A 14,678-nucleotide genomic window follows, 5' to 3' on the forward strand; every position below is an offset into this window, starting at 1 on the left:
TGATTCACTTATGAGTGTATATGTACAATGTTTCCTGGTGAGAAAGTATGTGCTACAAAACGACTCATATGCAAGCCTTTATAGAAAAAAGTAAATATAATAAAAGAGAATGTGGACGGATATTAACGTGATTCACGAGGAAGAAATTATGACAAAGCCTGATGAATACTGGCGTGAACGCCTAACTGATGATGAATATGAGGTGTGTCGATTACGTGGTACAGAGGCCCCTTATAGCGGTAAGTTGTTACATAACCATGATACGGGTATCTATAGCTGTACCTGCTGTGAAACCCCTTTGTTTATATCGGATAACAAATATGATTCAGGGTGCGGTTGGCCTAGCTTTGACGCCCCTGTGAATGATGAAGCAGTACGCTGTATAGAAGATCTAAGTCACGGAATGAAGCGTGTAGAGATCCGTTGTGCAGCCTGTGATAGCCATTTAGGTCACGTTTTCCCTGATGGACCTAAGACAACTGGTGAGCGATTTTGTGTTAACTCAGTGTCGTTAATTTTCAACAAAAATGACAAAACTACGAAATAACTTGTAACTATTGTCTAATCCTTACAAGTTGCTTTTAGGCACTTAAAGGGATGAATAGCCAAGTGAGTAGGGTTAACTCTAGTACAAATAAAAACAGCTACCATGAAGGTAGCTGTTTTTTTGTGCATTAAGAAATCAAAAACTAATAGTTTGGCACTATGGATGCGGTGTAAACGCCGTCTTCAATGGCTTCGACAATCTTTTCGGCATCGTCATTGAATTGCTTGTATTGAGGTTTGTCGAAACGATACAACACATTAAGTTCTGCTTCTGAAGCGATGGGGACATCAAAATCTTTGGCGACCATGGCCCATAAATACGCTTTCTCTAAATGACCTAGGCTGTGATTAATACTGGCCATGGATTTGAAAATTTCAGTATTGACGGCAGAACCATTGGAAAGCGTTAAAGCATTATTGAGCAGCGTTAAGGTTTTTTCATGATCACGAGTCGTGTAGAAGGTGGCTAATGCATATTGCATTTCTGCCGTGTTTAACGCTTCTTTTCCTTCTAGCTGCAAGAAACTGCGTCTGGCATTGGTGTCACCGGTTTGTGACCACAAGAAGTAGAGCGTTTCTGGTGTATCCGATTGAGACAGCTCTTTAACGATTCGTTCAGATTCTTCAATACTATGCATTAAAGCCGTGAAGCGACGTTCTTGAAGTTTAGATTGATCGATGGTTTCAATTTGCGCAGCTAACTCTAGACACTTCTTATAAGAGGCGACCAACTCAAATTCTTTGATTTTATTGATTTCGGTTGGTTGTTTTAGGACTTCGAAGCGATGCCAGATGAGATCGGTACGTGCCACACGGCATTGTCCGTCGTTCATATTGAGCTGCTCACATTGTAATGCCGAGTTGCTTTGGCATAGCTGATCCGTGTTCTTGTTCCCTTCAAGGCAACCAGCAAGCGCAAGAGGCAATATGCCAATAGCCAACCATTTCATAATCTTCATATTCCTTCACTTGTGATCAATTACACTTATTTTCGGTGAGGTTCTTGACTCAATTCTGTTACAGGTTATTTTCTGGTGAAAATTGTTAAAACTAGGGCTCTATCATGGATGCAGAACAACTTCTTAGCGCAATGACTCCTGAGGTCTACGAGCGTTTAACTTATGCCGTTGAAACGGGCAAATGGCCAGAAGGTACGGCGCTTTCCAAAGAACAACGTGATTCGTGTATGCAAGCTGTCATGTTATACCAATCTAAACATAATGATGAAGCTCAGCATATGACAATTGCGGCTGGTGGTGACATTAGCTTTAAATCAAAGGCTGAACTCAAGAAACAGTTTAAATCAGACCAAGAAGATATTGTTAGGGTTAACCCGAATCATTAGGCTTAAATTACAACAAAGGGGAGGCACTGTGCCACCCCTTTTTAATGTTAAGCTGTTTATTTGTAAGCAATAAATCTAAATAACTTACGTTAAAATACCCGCTTACTTACAAGCTCATCTCGCCACGTAACACTTGTTGCATCTTATTTTTTACTTCTTCGTAGCCTAGGTTTTGGCTGAGCAAGTAATGCAGTTTCGCAAGTGCTGCTTCTGGTGTCATATCGTAACCACTCACCACGCCAGCTTCCGCTAACGCACAACCCGTCGCGTAACCACCCATGTTGACTTTACCTGCCAAACATTGAGTTAGGTTAACCACAATTACACCACGTTCAGAGGCATCTTTTAGGTGCTGAAGCAGTTCTGGGTTCTGTGGCGCATTACCAACACCAAAAGTAAGCAGAATCATCGCGTTAACAGGCTGTAGTAGCGTGTTACGGATCACTTCATGTGATATGCCAGGGTACATAGTGATCACACCGATGGGTTGCGGTGTGATGTTATGAACCTTGAAAGCACCTTCAGGTTGTTCGTTTACCTTTACGTTATTGCTGATCTGGATATTGATACCGGCTTCTAGCAATGGGGTTAGGTTTGGAGAAGTAAATGCATTGAAGCCATCAGCGTGTGATTTTGTGCTGCGGTTACCACGCATCAACTTGTTGTTGAAGAACAATGTCACTTCGTTGATAGGGTAGTTTGCTGCAATGTGCAGTGCATTTAGCAGGTTTGCTTGTCCGTCTGAACGTAACTCTGCTAATGGGATCTGAGAGCCCGTAACAATCACAGGTTTGCCGAGGTTTTCTAACATGAAAGACAGAGCTGAGGCGGTGTAAGCCATAGTGTCTGTGCCATGCAGTATAACGAAACCATCGTATTTATCGTAGTTCGCGCGAATATCATCAGCGATAGTCTGCCAATCAAGTGGCGTCATATCTGAAGAGTCCATAAGTGGAGAATATTCGTGAATGGTGTACTCAGGCATCTCCGGGCGATGGAACTCAGGCATGCCAGCTAGCTGCTTATCCATAAAACCAGCGACAGGAACATAGCCGTGATCTGCAGATTTTTGCATGCCAATTGTGCCGCCGGTGTACGCGATATAGATGTGTTTTCTTTCCATGGCGATGATTACTTAGTGTGATGTAGGGAACAGGGGGGCGATTATAGCGAATTATCGTGCAATAAAAAGAGGCACCTCACACAGAGGTGCCTCTCGAGCATTGAGCTTTTGGGTTAACCTATTGAACTTGGCAGTTTAAGCAAAAAGCATAACGTCCTTGTGGGTCGTTAAAGTTGCCTAATAGTTGGCTATCTTGAGCTAACTGCTGAGTAACAGGCTGTAAACTGCTTGGTATCATCGATTGAATATCAAGACCTATCGACATCTGTACTTGGTTCATAAATTGCTGAATAAACTGTTCAGTCGCCGTAAGAGGCTCTTCTACCCAGTAGATATTGTAGCTTTCTAGTTCAGCGAGTGAAGCGGCCGCTTCAATTGCGTCATCAAAGTCACCAATCTCATCCACTAAACCTTTCTGCATAGCATCTTGACCCGTCCATACTCGACCTTGAGCTATTTTGTCGACAGCATCGACTTCCATGCCACGGTTTTCTCCAACTAAGCTAATGAATCGGCGGTAGCCATTTTCAATACCCATTTGGAACGCATCTTTCGCACCATCGCTTAAGCCTGTTGTAATACCAAGGCCAGAGAAAGGCGACGTGCCGACACCGTCTGTGTAAACCCCAATATCGTTCAAACCTTTTTCGAAGGTTGTAATAACACTGAAGATACCAATTGACCCCGTTAGTGTCGTTGGTTGCGCTAGGATTTTGTCTGCACTCATTGAGATCCAGTAACCACCAGAAGCAGCAAGGCTAGACATGGAAACCACAACCGGTTTGCCGGTTTCTTTAAGCGCTTCGACTTCGTTGCGAATCACTTCTGAAGCAAAAGCACTGCCGCCCGGGCTATCTACTCGAAGCACAACCGCTTTCACCTTGTCGTCGTTACGCGCTTGGCGAAGTAGGGCCGCAGTGGTATCACCACCAACAGTGCCACGAGGTTGTTTGCCATCCATAATGGCGCCGCTAGCAACAATCACTGCTACATCATGTGATTCGCTGGTCATGTCTGGAATCATGGTTGAACGGTATTCGTAGTAACCAAATGCGTTGTAGCTATCTTGGCCATCACTACCGAACACATCTGCTAGCTCTAATCGAACTTGTTGGCGCGTTGCCAGTTCATCAACTAAGCCAAGTTTCTCGGCCAGTTTTGCAATATCACCGTCAACCGATTCAAGCTCTTTCAAAAATGTATCCATGCTTGGATTCAGTGTTTTCGCATCGATTTGACGGTTGTTAGAGACATCATCAACGTATGCTCCCCACAGTTGGCCTAACCAACGAGAAGTGGACTCTTTCGCTGCGTCTGACATGTCGTCGCGAATGAAAGGTTCGATTGCAGACTTGTAAGTACCGACGCGGAATACATGTGTATTTACGTCAAGCTTCTCTAATAGAGTTTTGTAGAATAACGAGTAAGCACTGTAGCCTTTAAGTAGCACGCCGCCGTCTGGTGATAAGAAGACTTTGTTAGCGTAACTGGCTAGGTAGTACTGGCTTTGATTGTAAAAGTCACCCACCGCATAAATCGGCTTGCCTGTTGCTTTGAATTCATTAAGAGCCTTAGCAATGTAACGAAGCTTGGTTAGGTTGGTTTCTGGCAGCTCTTTGAGTGCTAAAACAAGACCAGTGACGTTTTCGTCGTCTTTTGCATAGCGAATCGTTTCAACGATATCAAACAGGACATTCTCTTTCGGGAGGTCTTTGCCAAGCAGTGAACCTGTTACGGAGTCCATCGGATTAATGTAGCGACTTTGCTCGACAATCGGCCCTGAAAGGTTAAGTACCAATGCCGATTGTTGCGGAACGGTTGGTTGAGTCGTATCTGAGTGAAAGTACACAAAGTAAATAATGGCGATACTGAGCAAAAAGAACAGGTTAACAAGCGCAAGACGCACAAACGTAATGAGCTTCCAAATCCCTTTAAAGATCATACCGATAAATTTGAATATTTTTTTCATTCTGTCTCCACAGTGAGATTACGTCGCTTTAACAAGTCGTAGTACCATTAATCTCAATAATATTAACTGCTTAGTATCCTACGATAATTCCCTAGCTCAAACTACACCAAGAATTGTTAATCGATATATATTCTCATTAAGTGTAGTCAAATTAAGGGTTTCTGAACGATTAATATGTCCTGCATTATGATCGGTGTTACAAAAATGTAAACGGTTGTTTGAACTTTTGGTGATTGAGCTATACTGTGGTCTGACCACAAGGATAAAATAATAGAAGTGATGTCTGCCATGTACCCACATTTACTCGAACCACTCGATCTTGGATTTACTCAGTTACGTAACCGTGTATTGATGGGATCAATGCACACGGGTTTAGAAGAAAATAAAGAAGGCCTACACAAACTCGCCGCATTTTACGAAGAGCGAGCTAGAGGAGGCGTTGGCCTTATTGTAACCGGTGGTTTTTCTCCAAATCTACGTGGCAGATTAACTCCGTTCAGTGCTGAGTTCAGCAAGGTTAAACACGCGAAAGCTCACCAAGTTGTCACAGAGGCCGTGCACAAACATGGCGGTAAAATTGCCCTTCAATTGTTGCATGCTGGCCGCTACGCGATGCACCCTTTTGCTCAAAGTGCTTCGGGCATTAAAGCGCCTATCGCTAAATTCGCACCGAGCGAAATGAGCCCGCGTCAGATTAAGAAAACCATTGATGCCTTTGCAAATAGTGCGGAGCTTGCTCAAGTTGCCGGTTATGACGGTGTCGAGATCATGGGCTCTGAAGGTTACTTGATTAACCAATTCATCTGTAAGCGTACCAACATGCGTTACGACGAGTGGGGCGGTTCTTATGAAAAACGCATGCGCTTCCCATTAGAGATTGTTAAGTCGATTCGTGAAGCCGTTGGCGACGATTTTATTATTATTTTCAGACTGTCGATGCTTGATTTGGTTGAACAAGGCAGCACGTTTGAAGATGTTGTATTGCTTGCTCAAAAGCTTGAAGAAGCGGGCGTGACCATTATCAATACGGGTATCGGTTGGCACGAAGCTCGTGTTCCTACGATTGCGACTCAAGTACCACGTGGTGCTTTCTCTTGGGTGACGGAAAAGGTGAAGCCTTACGTGTCTATCCCTGTTGTGACATGTAACCGCATCAATACGCCAGAAGAAGCAGAACGCATTCTCAGCTCTGGTCAGGCGGATATGGTGTCTATGGCTCGCCCATTCTTGGCTGACCCTGATTTCGTTAATAAGGCCGCTCAAGACCAAGCTCAATTTATTAATACCTGTATCGGTTGTAACCAAGCTTGTCTTGATAACGTATTCAAAGGTAAAAGAGCGAGCTGCTTAGTTAACCCACGAGCGTGTTACGAAACAGAAATTGTTGTTCAACCTGCTCAAGCCACTAAAACTATTGCCGTAGTCGGTGCTGGCCCCGCAGGTCTAGCTTGTGCGACAACGTTAGCGCAGCGTGGACACACAGTTGACTTGATTGAGAAAAATGACCGAATCGGTGGCCAATTTAGACTGGCGATGCAGATTCCGGGTAAAGAAGAATTTAGAGAAACCATTCGTTACTTTGCGAACCAAATTGATGCAGCTGGTGTAAATCTTAAACTCGATACTGAAGCGACGTTTGAGATGCTGCTTAAGTACGATGAAGTCGTTATGGCGGCGGGTGTTGAACCTAGAAAGCTAAACCTTGAAGGGATTGACCAAGAAAAGGTAGTCGATTACCAAACGTTAATTCGTGAAAAGACACCGGTAGGCGAAAAGGTTGCGATTGTTGGTGCTGGTGGTATTGGGATCGATGTGGCAACCATGCTGACAGAGCCGACTTCTCATAGCTTGGACGACTGGCTGCATGAGTGGGGCATTGATAAGAACATGGAACACCCAGGTGGACTTTATCCTTATCCGGACTCGTTCAGTGACAAAACGGTTTGGGTGATGCAGCGTAAAGCCGGTCGTGTGGGTAAAGGCCCAGGTAAAACTACTGGCTGGATTCATAAGCGCACTCTAGAAAAACGTGGTGTTAACTTGTTAGGTGGTGTCAGCTACAACAAGATTGATGACCAAGGTTTGCACATTACGATTGATAAGAAAGAGCAGGTACTCGATGCCGATTCCGTCATCGTGTGTGCGGGTCAAGTTTCTGTTCGTCCGTTTGAAGATATGTGGCAAGAGTTTGGTGGCAAACTGCACGTGATCGGTGGTGCTGATTACGCGGGTGAACTTGATGCGGTACGTGCTATTCGCCAAGGTGTTGAGTTAGCGATTAAGCTCTAACAACAAACAGAATACACTCGTTCATAAACTTGAACGAAACCTGTAAATAAGGCTCCTAAGTCATAGATTTAGGAGCCTTTATTGTTTCCAGTCTTGTTTGAACTATTGTGTCAATTGGACAGCCGTTGAGATTTATTATCGTTTGTATTCTGTGCTACAGTTCAACTATACAAACAATAAAAATTAGTAAGGACTTCAAATGGATGCTTTGGATCTATTGCTCAACAGACGCTCTATTGCAAAACTCTCTGATCCAGCACCTGAAGGTGTCGCGTTAGAAAATATCATCAAAGCAGGTTTACGAGCTCCAGACCACGGCGCACTGACACCGTGGCGCTTTGTTATCGCACAAGGTTCAGGGCTACAGAAACTCTCAGACATCTTGGTTCGTGCTGCCGAAGCGGATAAAAGCGAAGAAGCGGTCATTGAGAAAGTAAAAAAAGCGCCGTTCCGAGCTCCAATGGTGATCACTATCATCGCAAAGGTAACTGAGCACGAGAAAGTGCCTGCGTTCGAACAACACCTATCTGCGGGTTGCGCTGCACAAGCAATGCAAATGGCAGCCGTCGCACAAGGTTTTCAAGGTTTTTGGCGTTCAGGTAAATGGATGTTCCATCCTGAAGTGCACCAAGCTTTCGGCCTAGAAGGCGACGATGAAATTGTTGGTTTCCTATACCTAGGTACTCCGGGCTGTACGCCAATGAAAGTGCCAGAGCGTGACTTCTCAAAGTTCGTCGAGTTCTTATAGATCTCGTCAGGAAAACAACGACACAACGAATTGTTGAATGCTAACTGTATAAACTAGCTTTTTGATCGCAGACTGCTTTTAGGTGTTGATTAATAGCGCTCTAGCGTTGGTAAGATGTGGTATTAGCCTGTGATATAAACAAACAGCTACTAGTGGGTTGTTTGTTTATATGTATTTTTTGTTCAGCCAATCATCGATAGCTGCAACTTTCGGGCATTTCCATTTAATATTTACGTGTCCAAGTGTTCCAAGCAAAAGATCATTTACGATGTTTAGTTTATTGATTTCTAAGTAGTAGTTTTTAAAAAGAAAAATATCGTGAATCTTTTCTCTCAGCTCTAACCCATCTCCCCACGTGTTTAATAATAGTAGCGAAAACTGGTAGTCCCGTTCCGTGTCAGGAAGACTCAACTTATTGATTTGTTTCCATTCATCTGATGTGTCGAATGTAAAAGGGTCTCCTCTTTCCGACAGAATTAACGTTCTTACGTCAAACTTTCTGATTGCAGTATGAAGATGGTTAAAGTACATATCTTGCCAACGCATCCTTACTATTGCTTTGTTGACGTCTTCATCCATTGCTCTAAACAAAGTGTCAAAATTAGTGCCTAAGTTACTCATACGTGTAATGTAATGGTTAAAGTCGTCAATGGTTACGTCTTCCATTTTAGGAACTTGAGCACAGACTTTGATCATCTCAGCAACTTGTAGCTTTGCTTCTTCTCCGATGTGACTTTGTCTAATATCTCTGTGGTTTTGTTTAACTTCTTTTCTAGTGTTTATGTATTGCTTTAAACCAATGATAAAAACACCCGTTGTAGCAATTTGAGCAACAGCATTGATAATTTCCGTTGCTTTGGCAGATGTTCCAACAACAGCAACGAAAGATGTGTATAGGTGCAATAGATAAACTGAGATCAAAACGGCTGTTGCGAACCACAATATATAATCTTGAAAGTTTCGAGTTTGTTTGCTTTCTTTTTTTTCGTATAACAAAGTCATCTACACTGCCTATGGTTTTATCTAATGTGTATATGATGTCACATAATGGCTAATCAGTGCATCATTCCAATATTTACGCCAATGAAAGTGCCAGAGCGTGACTTCTCAAAGTTCGTCGAGTTCTTATAGATCTCTTCAGGAAAATAGTTATACAACGAATTGTTGAATGCTAACTGTATAAACAACCAGTTTTCCTTGATTTCTAGGAGCCACATTAGATAATGTGGCTCTAATTGTTTGTAGCATCTGGAAAAACATGTCTCGCCTTATTATTGCTGAAAAACCAAGCCTAGGCCGCGCGATCGCCGCCGCATTACCAAATCCACAAAAGAAAGACCAAGGGTTTATCAAGTGTGGTAATGGAGATGTGGTGACTTGGTGTATTGGACATTTATTGGAGCAAGTTGAGCCAGACGCTTATGATGACCGTTATAAGAAGTGGAACCTCGCCGATCTTCCTATTGTGCCAGAGCAATGGCAGCTGAGACCGCGCAAGACTTCCAGCAAACAGCTTACTGTGATCCGAAAGCTATTGAAGGACGCGACCCAAATTGTCCATGCGGGTGATCCGGATAGAGAAGGGCAGCTGCTGGTTGATGAAGTGATTGATTACTGCAAGGTGTCTAAGGCTAAGAAAGAGTCGATGGACAGGTTACTTATTAGTGACTTGAACTTGCCAGCGGTAAAGCGTGCGCTCTCTCAAATGCGCAGTAACCGCGATTTTATTCCACTTTCGATTTCTGCATTGGCGCGCTCTAGAGCCGATTGGCTTTATGGCATGAACATGACTCGCGCGTATACCTTGCTTGGTCAAAAGGCGGGCTACCAAGGGGTATTGTCAGTCGGGCGAGTACAAACTCCTGTACTTGGTTTGGTCGTAAGGCGTGATGAAGAGATCGAAAACTTCATTCCTAAAGATTACTTCACGCTGCATGCTTTGATCCCATATCAAAATAACGGTCAGAGCTTTGATATTCGTGCGCGTTGGAAACCAAGCGAAGCATGTAAGCCATGGCAAGATGAAGAAGGCCGGGTGCTCAATCGAAAACTGGTTGAGAACGTGGCTCAGCGAATTGCGAACCAACCTGCAACCGTGACGGAATCAGAGCAGAAGCAAAGCAAACAAGCGGCGCCACTTCCTTACTCACTGTCAGCTCTACAAATTGACGCGTCTAAGCGTTTTGGAATGAGTGCTCAGCAGGTACTCGACACTTGTCAGTCATTGTATGAGAAACACAAACTTATCACTTACCCACGTTCTGACAGCCGATACCTTCCTAAAGATCACTACGCACAAAGAGAGTCAGTCGTCGATGCTATCGCCAATAATGCGAAAGAGCTGCAAAGTGGTGCTCAAGGCGCGGATCTTTCCCTTAAATCCAAAGCATGGAATGACAGTAAGGTCGACGCTCACCACGCGATAATTCCAACACCGAAGAAATCATCGGTTAATGGCTTGTCTGCTAATGAGATGAAAATCTATCAGCAAATCGCTCGTCAGTATCTAATGCAATTCTACCCACCTGCCATTTTTGCCGATGCCAAGCTTGTGTTTGATATCGCTGGTGGCGTGTTCATCGCAAAAGGACGTCAGCTTATCAACCCAGGTTGGAAGGTGTTGATAGGTAAAACGGACACCGAAGAGAAAGGCGATGGCACAGATACGGTTCCTCCACTGGATAAAGGAACGGTGCTGACGTGTCGTGAAGGTATTATTGGCGATAAGAAAACCGAGCCACCAAAACACTTTACCGAAGCGACGTTGTTACAAGCGATGACCGGTATTGCGCGCTTTGTGGCGAACAAAGATCTGAAAGCTATTTTGAAAGAGACCGATGGCCTTGGAACTGAGGCAACTCGTGCGGGGATTCTAGATACTTTGTTCAAAAGACAGCTACTAACTCGACAAGGTAAAAGCATTCACAGTAGCCCTGCGGGGAGAGGTTTGATTAATGCCTTACCTGAGGACTCGACCTTTCCCGACATGACCGCTCACTGGGAGCATCAGTTGCAAGGTATGGCTGAACGAAATCAAGCGTATCAACCCTTCATGCAAGAGTTAGAAAGCAAGATTGATGGTTTGATGGGCAAGGTAAAAACGGGTGAAGTTCCTGAATCCCTGCGCCATCTTCCTAAAGTCGAAAGACCTGCCTTTAAACGCCGCAAAGGTGGTGGTGCGAAGTCTTACGCCAAGAAAGGGACGTATGCAAAGAAAGGCACTAAAAGCTAGGAACTGAGAGCAAATGGCTATTTCTTTGCGATATTGGAATTAACGTCCGACTTTGCGTCCGCAGCGCTTAAACAGCTGTTGCCAATAGTCGACATGGCGGCGAGTGGATGATCGAAAGGCTTGATGCGCATCTTTGATGGGAAAGTAATAACTGTGCAGCTCAGGCTGCGCGTCAAACATAGCAAGTTGCGGGGCTAGCTGCTGATAGTAGCCATCCAATTGCGCCATGTAAGGCTGAACCTTGTCAATATACTGTTGTTCGAACACATTGTTGAGATAGCGAAACTTAGTCGTGTCTCGTTGCTTCCCACAGATGATGTTGGCGTCAAAAGTAGCCAGCTGCTGGGTGATGGTATCAAGCTCTGCCGAAGCACGAGATAGTGAGTAGTACAAATCCCCAAGCGTCGAACTCTTCTCTAATCCTTCTTGAACCTCAGTAGTCTTGCCGGAAACGAGCGGTGTGTTTAACGCTAGATTTATGTGCTCTAGCGCGTCACTTGTCTGTCGAACTTGATCGCCAATATCAGCACGTAACCACTGGCTACCACGCATTTGCGACTGCATAGCTTCACTGGCATAGATGAGATTCCATTGGTGCAGTGGAAATTGTGCGAGTTTCTGTTGCTCGATTTCTCTGAGTAATTCTACGATCTCTGGTTCTAATTCGTTATTAGATAAACATTGACCAACACCTTCCAGTAAAGCGACTTGATAATCGTAATTTCTGAACTCGTCGGCGACTTTCCCAAGTACAGAGTTTCTTTCTGCAATCAGGTTGAATAATCCGCATTGTCGAAGTTGATAGCTGTCGATAAGCCCGATAGAGAGCGAAGGAACTTCAATAAACAGTTCTCGCTTTCTCGGTAAGCTGTAGAGCTCCCAGTCTTCCTGTATCTCGTCAGCATCTTGCACGTTGGCGATTTTGGTCTGATAGTTGTCGAAATAGTTTTGTGGGCTGTCATCGAAACATCCAGTGATCACCATGGTTAGACACAACAGTGTTGAACGTACGAGTAGGCTTGAGATCATGCGACGACCCATGTGACGGCTACCAGTCTATTTCGCTACCATCGAAATTAAAGAAGTGACCACTCACTTCAGTATTCGATGACTCTATTACAGTCACAAGGCCTTTAGCTGAAGTCTCTGTATCAATAAGAGCATTAGGGCCGCCCATTTCCGTCTGTACCCAACCAGGATGTAACGCTAACACTGTAAAGCCATTCGCGGTTAGGTCGTTGCTTAAACTCTTCACTACCGAGTTTAGAGCCGCTTTCGATGAACGATAGATGTAGCCTCCGCCTGATGTGTTTTCAGACATGCTGCCCACTCTTGATGAAAGACAGGCGATCTTTTTTATTGGGCTCTTTGTTAGCAGAGGCAGTAAAGATTCAACGAGTTTAAGAGGTGCGATGGTGTTGATTTCAAAAACACGACGCCACTCTTCTACATCGGTATTACCTAACCCGTAACCTTTAGGGCCATAGTAGCCAGCGTTGTTGATGAGAATATCGATGGATTCAAGTTTTGAAGGAAGTTCATTGACGGATTGATAGTCCGTGATGTCGAGCTGTATGCACGAAAGGTTGTTGTTTTCGTTTGCGAGAGCAAGTAACTCTTGTGCTGTGGAAGCATCGCGATAGGTGGCATACACGGTGTGGCTATCATTGACGTAGTGTCGAGCTAGGCTTAGACCAATACCTCGGTTCGCACCAGTGATAAAAATAACGCTCATAATGATTCCTTGTCAGTTCAATCAGTTAAGTGTGATGGGTTAACGCGAGAAAATCAACGCTCCACCAACTGACCATCAGCATGCTCACGAAAATCATTACTGCTGCGACAGAGCCGCAGATCACACCACAGATGAGTATTACGTTTTTCATTGTTGTCTCTGGAATTAATTAAATGTAATGATAACCATTATCATTAATTAAGGTTGTCGCCAAGTCTGAGACTGTTATGATTTTGAGATTGATACGTAATACGCCCGATCTATGACTCCTTTAATTTACCATCCAATTTATTCTCAGTTGCCTTTACCAGAAGGGCATCGTTATCCAATCCATAAATACCAACTGTTGCACAGTGCTGTGAAGCACCACATGGATAGCGATCCAAAATGGGGTAATGCATTCGAAATGTTCCAGCCAATGCCTGTTTCGGTAGAACAAGTAAAGCAGGTACACGATGGTGAATATGTCGATTTGCTAGTTTCTGGAAGTTTGCCTGCAGCAAAAATGAGACGTATCGGCTTTCCGTGGAGTGAACAGCTTATAGAAAGGACACTCTATTCAAGTGGTGGAACTTGCTTGGCCGCTGAAATGGCCATCGAGAGTGGTTTAGCGATTCATTTAAGTGGTGGCTATCATCATGCACACCGAGATTTTGGCAGTGGCTTCTGTTTGTTGAATGATCTGGTTTTGGCGGCTAAGCATGCGCTAACGTTTGAGCATATAGATAAAGTGCTTATCGTCGACAGTGATGTTCACCATGGCGATGGTACAGCGACACTTTGCCAAGAGAGCGGTGAGATTATTACTTTGTCGTTCCACTGCGATAAGAACTTCCCTGCGCGTAAACCTGTGTCTGACTTGGATGTGCCGTTAAGCCGTGAAACAGAAGATGAAGAGTTTCTGCGTTGCTTTGAACAAGTCACTAACATGGCTATTGCTCACCATCAACCGGATCTGATTATCTATGATGCGGGTGTCGATATTCATCAAGATGACGAATTGGGGTATTTGAATGTTTCGACAAAAGGAATATTTGAACGCGATTGTTTGATGCTCAACTTAGCAAAGAGTAAAGCGATTCCAATAGCGTGTGTTGTAGGTGGCGGTTATCGGTCGGAACACAAAGATCTGGTGCCGATTCACATGCAGTTACTAAACGCTGCATTGGTTGTGAATAGCTGAACCGTTGAGCTCCGTGATCTTCAGATACAAAAAAGCCGCTGATTTCTCAGCGGCTTTCTTTAATGTGGTGGAGGGATAGGGATTTGAACCCTAGAACCGCTATTAACGGTTGCCGGTTTTCAAGACCGGTGCTTTCGACCACTCAGCCATCCCTCCAGTGCCGCGAATAATATAGTGGTGTGATTCGCTTGTAAATACCCTTGTGAACTGACTGCTTTTTTTATGAACGGTTTGGTCGTTTTTTATCTATATTGATGAAAATTTCACGTAACAATAAGTGTGTTGATTGGCATTGGCTCTAGACAGAAGAGAAGTCACTGAGAACGATGACCAAGAAGGGGGAACGAAAGACTCATGTAACGCAGTAATAGAATATCTCGGAAATAGCAGTATTTAAAAAATAGACGAGATACCAGAAACGAAAAAAGCCGCTGATTTCTCAGCGGCTTTTCGAATGTGGTGGAGGGATAGGGATTTGAACCCTAGAACCGCTATTAACGGTTGCCGG

At 44.2% G+C, this 14,678-nt stretch carries 13 protein-coding genes and 1 tRNA gene; 6 read left to right on the plus strand and 8 right to left on the minus strand.

Features of this window, described 5'->3' with window-relative positions; genetic code table 11:
• The first annotated feature begins 148 nt into the window (after positions 1 to 148).
• On the plus strand, positions 149 to 547 hold the full coding sequence (gene msrB / locus OW495_RS22140) for a peptide-methionine (R)-S-oxide reductase MsrB (RefSeq protein WP_289888407.1): 399 nt from the start codon (positions 149 to 151) through the stop codon (positions 545 to 547).
• A gap of 142 nt (positions 548 to 689) precedes the next feature.
• On the opposite strand, the gene OW495_RS22145 is transcribed toward msrB, so the two are convergent.
• On the minus strand, positions 690 to 1,496 hold the full coding sequence (locus OW495_RS22145; RefSeq protein WP_029223574.1) for a DUF2989 domain-containing protein: 807 nt from the start codon (positions 1,494 to 1,496) through the stop codon (positions 690 to 692).
• 113 nt (positions 1,497 to 1,609) lie between these two features.
• Here OW495_RS22145 and OW495_RS22150 point away from each other — a divergent pair, with 113 nt between their 5' ends.
• Positions 1,610 to 1,891, plus strand: coding sequence for a DUF1315 family protein (locus tag OW495_RS22150; RefSeq protein ID WP_017107368.1), 282 nt, complete (start codon positions 1,610 to 1,612; stop codon positions 1,889 to 1,891).
• Positions 1,892 to 1,997: 106 nt separating this feature from the next.
• Here OW495_RS22150 and ansA read toward each other — a convergent pair whose 3' ends face one another.
• A complete protein-coding gene (ansA, locus tag OW495_RS22155; protein ID WP_017111133.1) occupies positions 1,998 to 3,014 on the minus strand; it encodes an asparaginase in 1,017 nt (338 codons plus the stop codon).
• A gap of 118 nt (positions 3,015 to 3,132) precedes the next feature.
• Positions 3,133 to 4,983, minus strand: a complete 1,851-nt coding sequence (sppA, locus tag OW495_RS22160) for a signal peptide peptidase SppA (protein ID WP_102514521.1) — start codon at positions 4,981 to 4,983, stop codon at positions 3,133 to 3,135.
• 279 nt (positions 4,984 to 5,262) lie between these two features.
• Here sppA and OW495_RS22165 point away from each other — a divergent pair, with 279 nt between their 5' ends.
• A complete protein-coding gene (locus OW495_RS22165) occupies positions 5,263 to 7,272 on the plus strand; it encodes an NADPH-dependent 2,4-dienoyl-CoA reductase (protein WP_029223573.1) in 2,010 nt (669 codons plus the stop codon).
• Between the two features lie 199 nt (positions 7,273 to 7,471).
• A complete protein-coding gene (locus tag OW495_RS22170; protein ID WP_012603510.1) occupies positions 7,472 to 8,020 on the plus strand; it encodes an NAD(P)H nitroreductase in 549 nt (182 codons plus the stop codon).
• A 165-nt stretch (positions 8,021 to 8,185) separates the two neighbouring features.
• On the opposite strand, the gene OW495_RS22175 is transcribed toward OW495_RS22170, so the two are convergent.
• The gene (locus tag OW495_RS22175) at positions 8,186 to 9,022 is read right to left on the minus strand and encodes a hypothetical protein (RefSeq protein ID WP_102514522.1); all 837 of its coding nucleotides are present in this window, start codon (positions 9,020 to 9,022) and stop codon (positions 8,186 to 8,188) included.
• Between the two features lie 256 nt (positions 9,023 to 9,278).
• On the opposite strand from OW495_RS22175, the gene OW495_RS22180 reads away from it, so the two are divergent.
• The gene (locus tag OW495_RS22180) at positions 9,279 to 11,252 is read left to right on the plus strand and encodes a DNA topoisomerase III (protein ID WP_102514523.1); all 1,974 of its coding nucleotides are present in this window, start codon (positions 9,279 to 9,281) and stop codon (positions 11,250 to 11,252) included.
• A gap of 39 nt (positions 11,253 to 11,291) precedes the next feature.
• On the opposite strand, the gene OW495_RS22185 is transcribed toward OW495_RS22180, so the two are convergent.
• The 3 genes from OW495_RS22185 to OW495_RS22195 are packed head-to-tail and all read right to left on the minus strand — an operon-like array spanning position 11,292 to position 13,138.
• Entirely contained in the window at positions 11,292 to 12,293 is a 1,002-nt protein-coding gene (locus tag OW495_RS22185) for a DUF3080 domain-containing protein (RefSeq protein ID WP_289888411.1), read from the minus strand.
• A gap of 7 nt (positions 12,294 to 12,300) precedes the next feature.
• On the minus strand, positions 12,301 to 12,987 hold the full coding sequence (locus OW495_RS22190) for an SDR family oxidoreductase (protein ID WP_289888413.1): 687 nt from the start codon (positions 12,985 to 12,987) through the stop codon (positions 12,301 to 12,303).
• Between the two features lie 25 nt (positions 12,988 to 13,012).
• On the minus strand, positions 13,013 to 13,138 hold the full coding sequence (locus OW495_RS22195; RefSeq protein WP_261891219.1) for a hypothetical protein: 126 nt from the start codon (positions 13,136 to 13,138) through the stop codon (positions 13,013 to 13,015).
• A gap of 111 nt (positions 13,139 to 13,249) precedes the next feature.
• Between OW495_RS22195 and OW495_RS22200 the strand changes: the two genes are divergently transcribed.
• Positions 13,250 to 14,170 carry a histone deacetylase gene (locus tag OW495_RS22200; RefSeq protein ID WP_289888420.1) on the plus strand — a complete coding sequence of 307 codons (921 nt, stop codon included), beginning with the start codon at positions 13,250 to 13,252 and terminating at the stop codon, positions 14,168 to 14,170.
• A gap of 65 nt (positions 14,171 to 14,235) precedes the next feature.
• Here OW495_RS22200 and OW495_RS22205 read toward each other — a convergent pair.
• Positions 14,236 to 14,326, minus strand: a tRNA-Ser gene (locus OW495_RS22205).
• Positions 14,327 to 14,678: the final 352 nt, after the last annotated feature.

Source organism: Vibrio sp. 14N.309.X.WAT.E.F5 (assembly GCF_030397615.1).
GTDB lineage: Bacteria > Pseudomonadota > Gammaproteobacteria > Enterobacterales > Vibrionaceae > Vibrio > Vibrio lentus.

Bases quoted from the DNA above. Each gene is read 5' to 3' on its own strand.
- ansA (WP_017111133.1), bottom strand. From the start codon at position 3,014: ATGGAAAGAAAACACATCTATATCGCGTACACCGGCGGCACAATTGGC.
- OW495_RS22170 (WP_012603510.1), top strand. From the start codon at position 7,472: ATGGATGCTTTGGATCTATTGCTCAACAGACGCTCTATTGCAAAACTC.
- OW495_RS22200 (WP_289888420.1), top strand. From the start codon at position 13,250: ATGACTCCTTTAATTTACCATCCAATTTATTCTCAGTTGCCTTTACCA.
- OW495_RS22145 (WP_029223574.1), bottom strand. From the start codon at position 1,496: ATGAAATGGTTGGCTATTGGCATATTGCCTCTTGCGCTTGCTGGTTGC.
- OW495_RS22195 (WP_261891219.1), bottom strand. From the start codon at position 13,138: ATGAAAAACGTAATACTCATCTGTGGTGTGATCTGCGGCTCTGTCGCA.
- OW495_RS22180 (WP_102514523.1), top strand. From the start codon at position 9,279: ATGTCTCGCCTTATTATTGCTGAAAAACCAAGCCTAGGCCGCGCGATC.
- sppA (WP_102514521.1), bottom strand. From the start codon at position 4,983: ATGAAAAAAATATTCAAATTTATCGGTATGATCTTTAAAGGGATTTGG.
- OW495_RS22165 (WP_029223573.1), top strand. From the start codon at position 5,263: ATGTCTGCCATGTACCCACATTTACTCGAACCACTCGATCTTGGATTT.
- msrB (WP_289888407.1), top strand. From the start codon at position 149: ATGACAAAGCCTGATGAATACTGGCGTGAACGCCTAACTGATGATGAA.
- OW495_RS22150 (WP_017107368.1), top strand. From the start codon at position 1,610: ATGGATGCAGAACAACTTCTTAGCGCAATGACTCCTGAGGTCTACGAG.
- OW495_RS22185 (WP_289888411.1), bottom strand. From the start codon at position 12,293: ATGGGTCGTCGCATGATCTCAAGCCTACTCGTACGTTCAACACTGTTG.
- OW495_RS22175 (WP_102514522.1), bottom strand. From the start codon at position 9,022: ATGACTTTGTTATACGAAAAAAAAGAAAGCAAACAAACTCGAAACTTT.
- OW495_RS22190 (WP_289888413.1), bottom strand. From the start codon at position 12,987: ATGAGCGTTATTTTTATCACTGGTGCGAACCGAGGTATTGGTCTAAGC.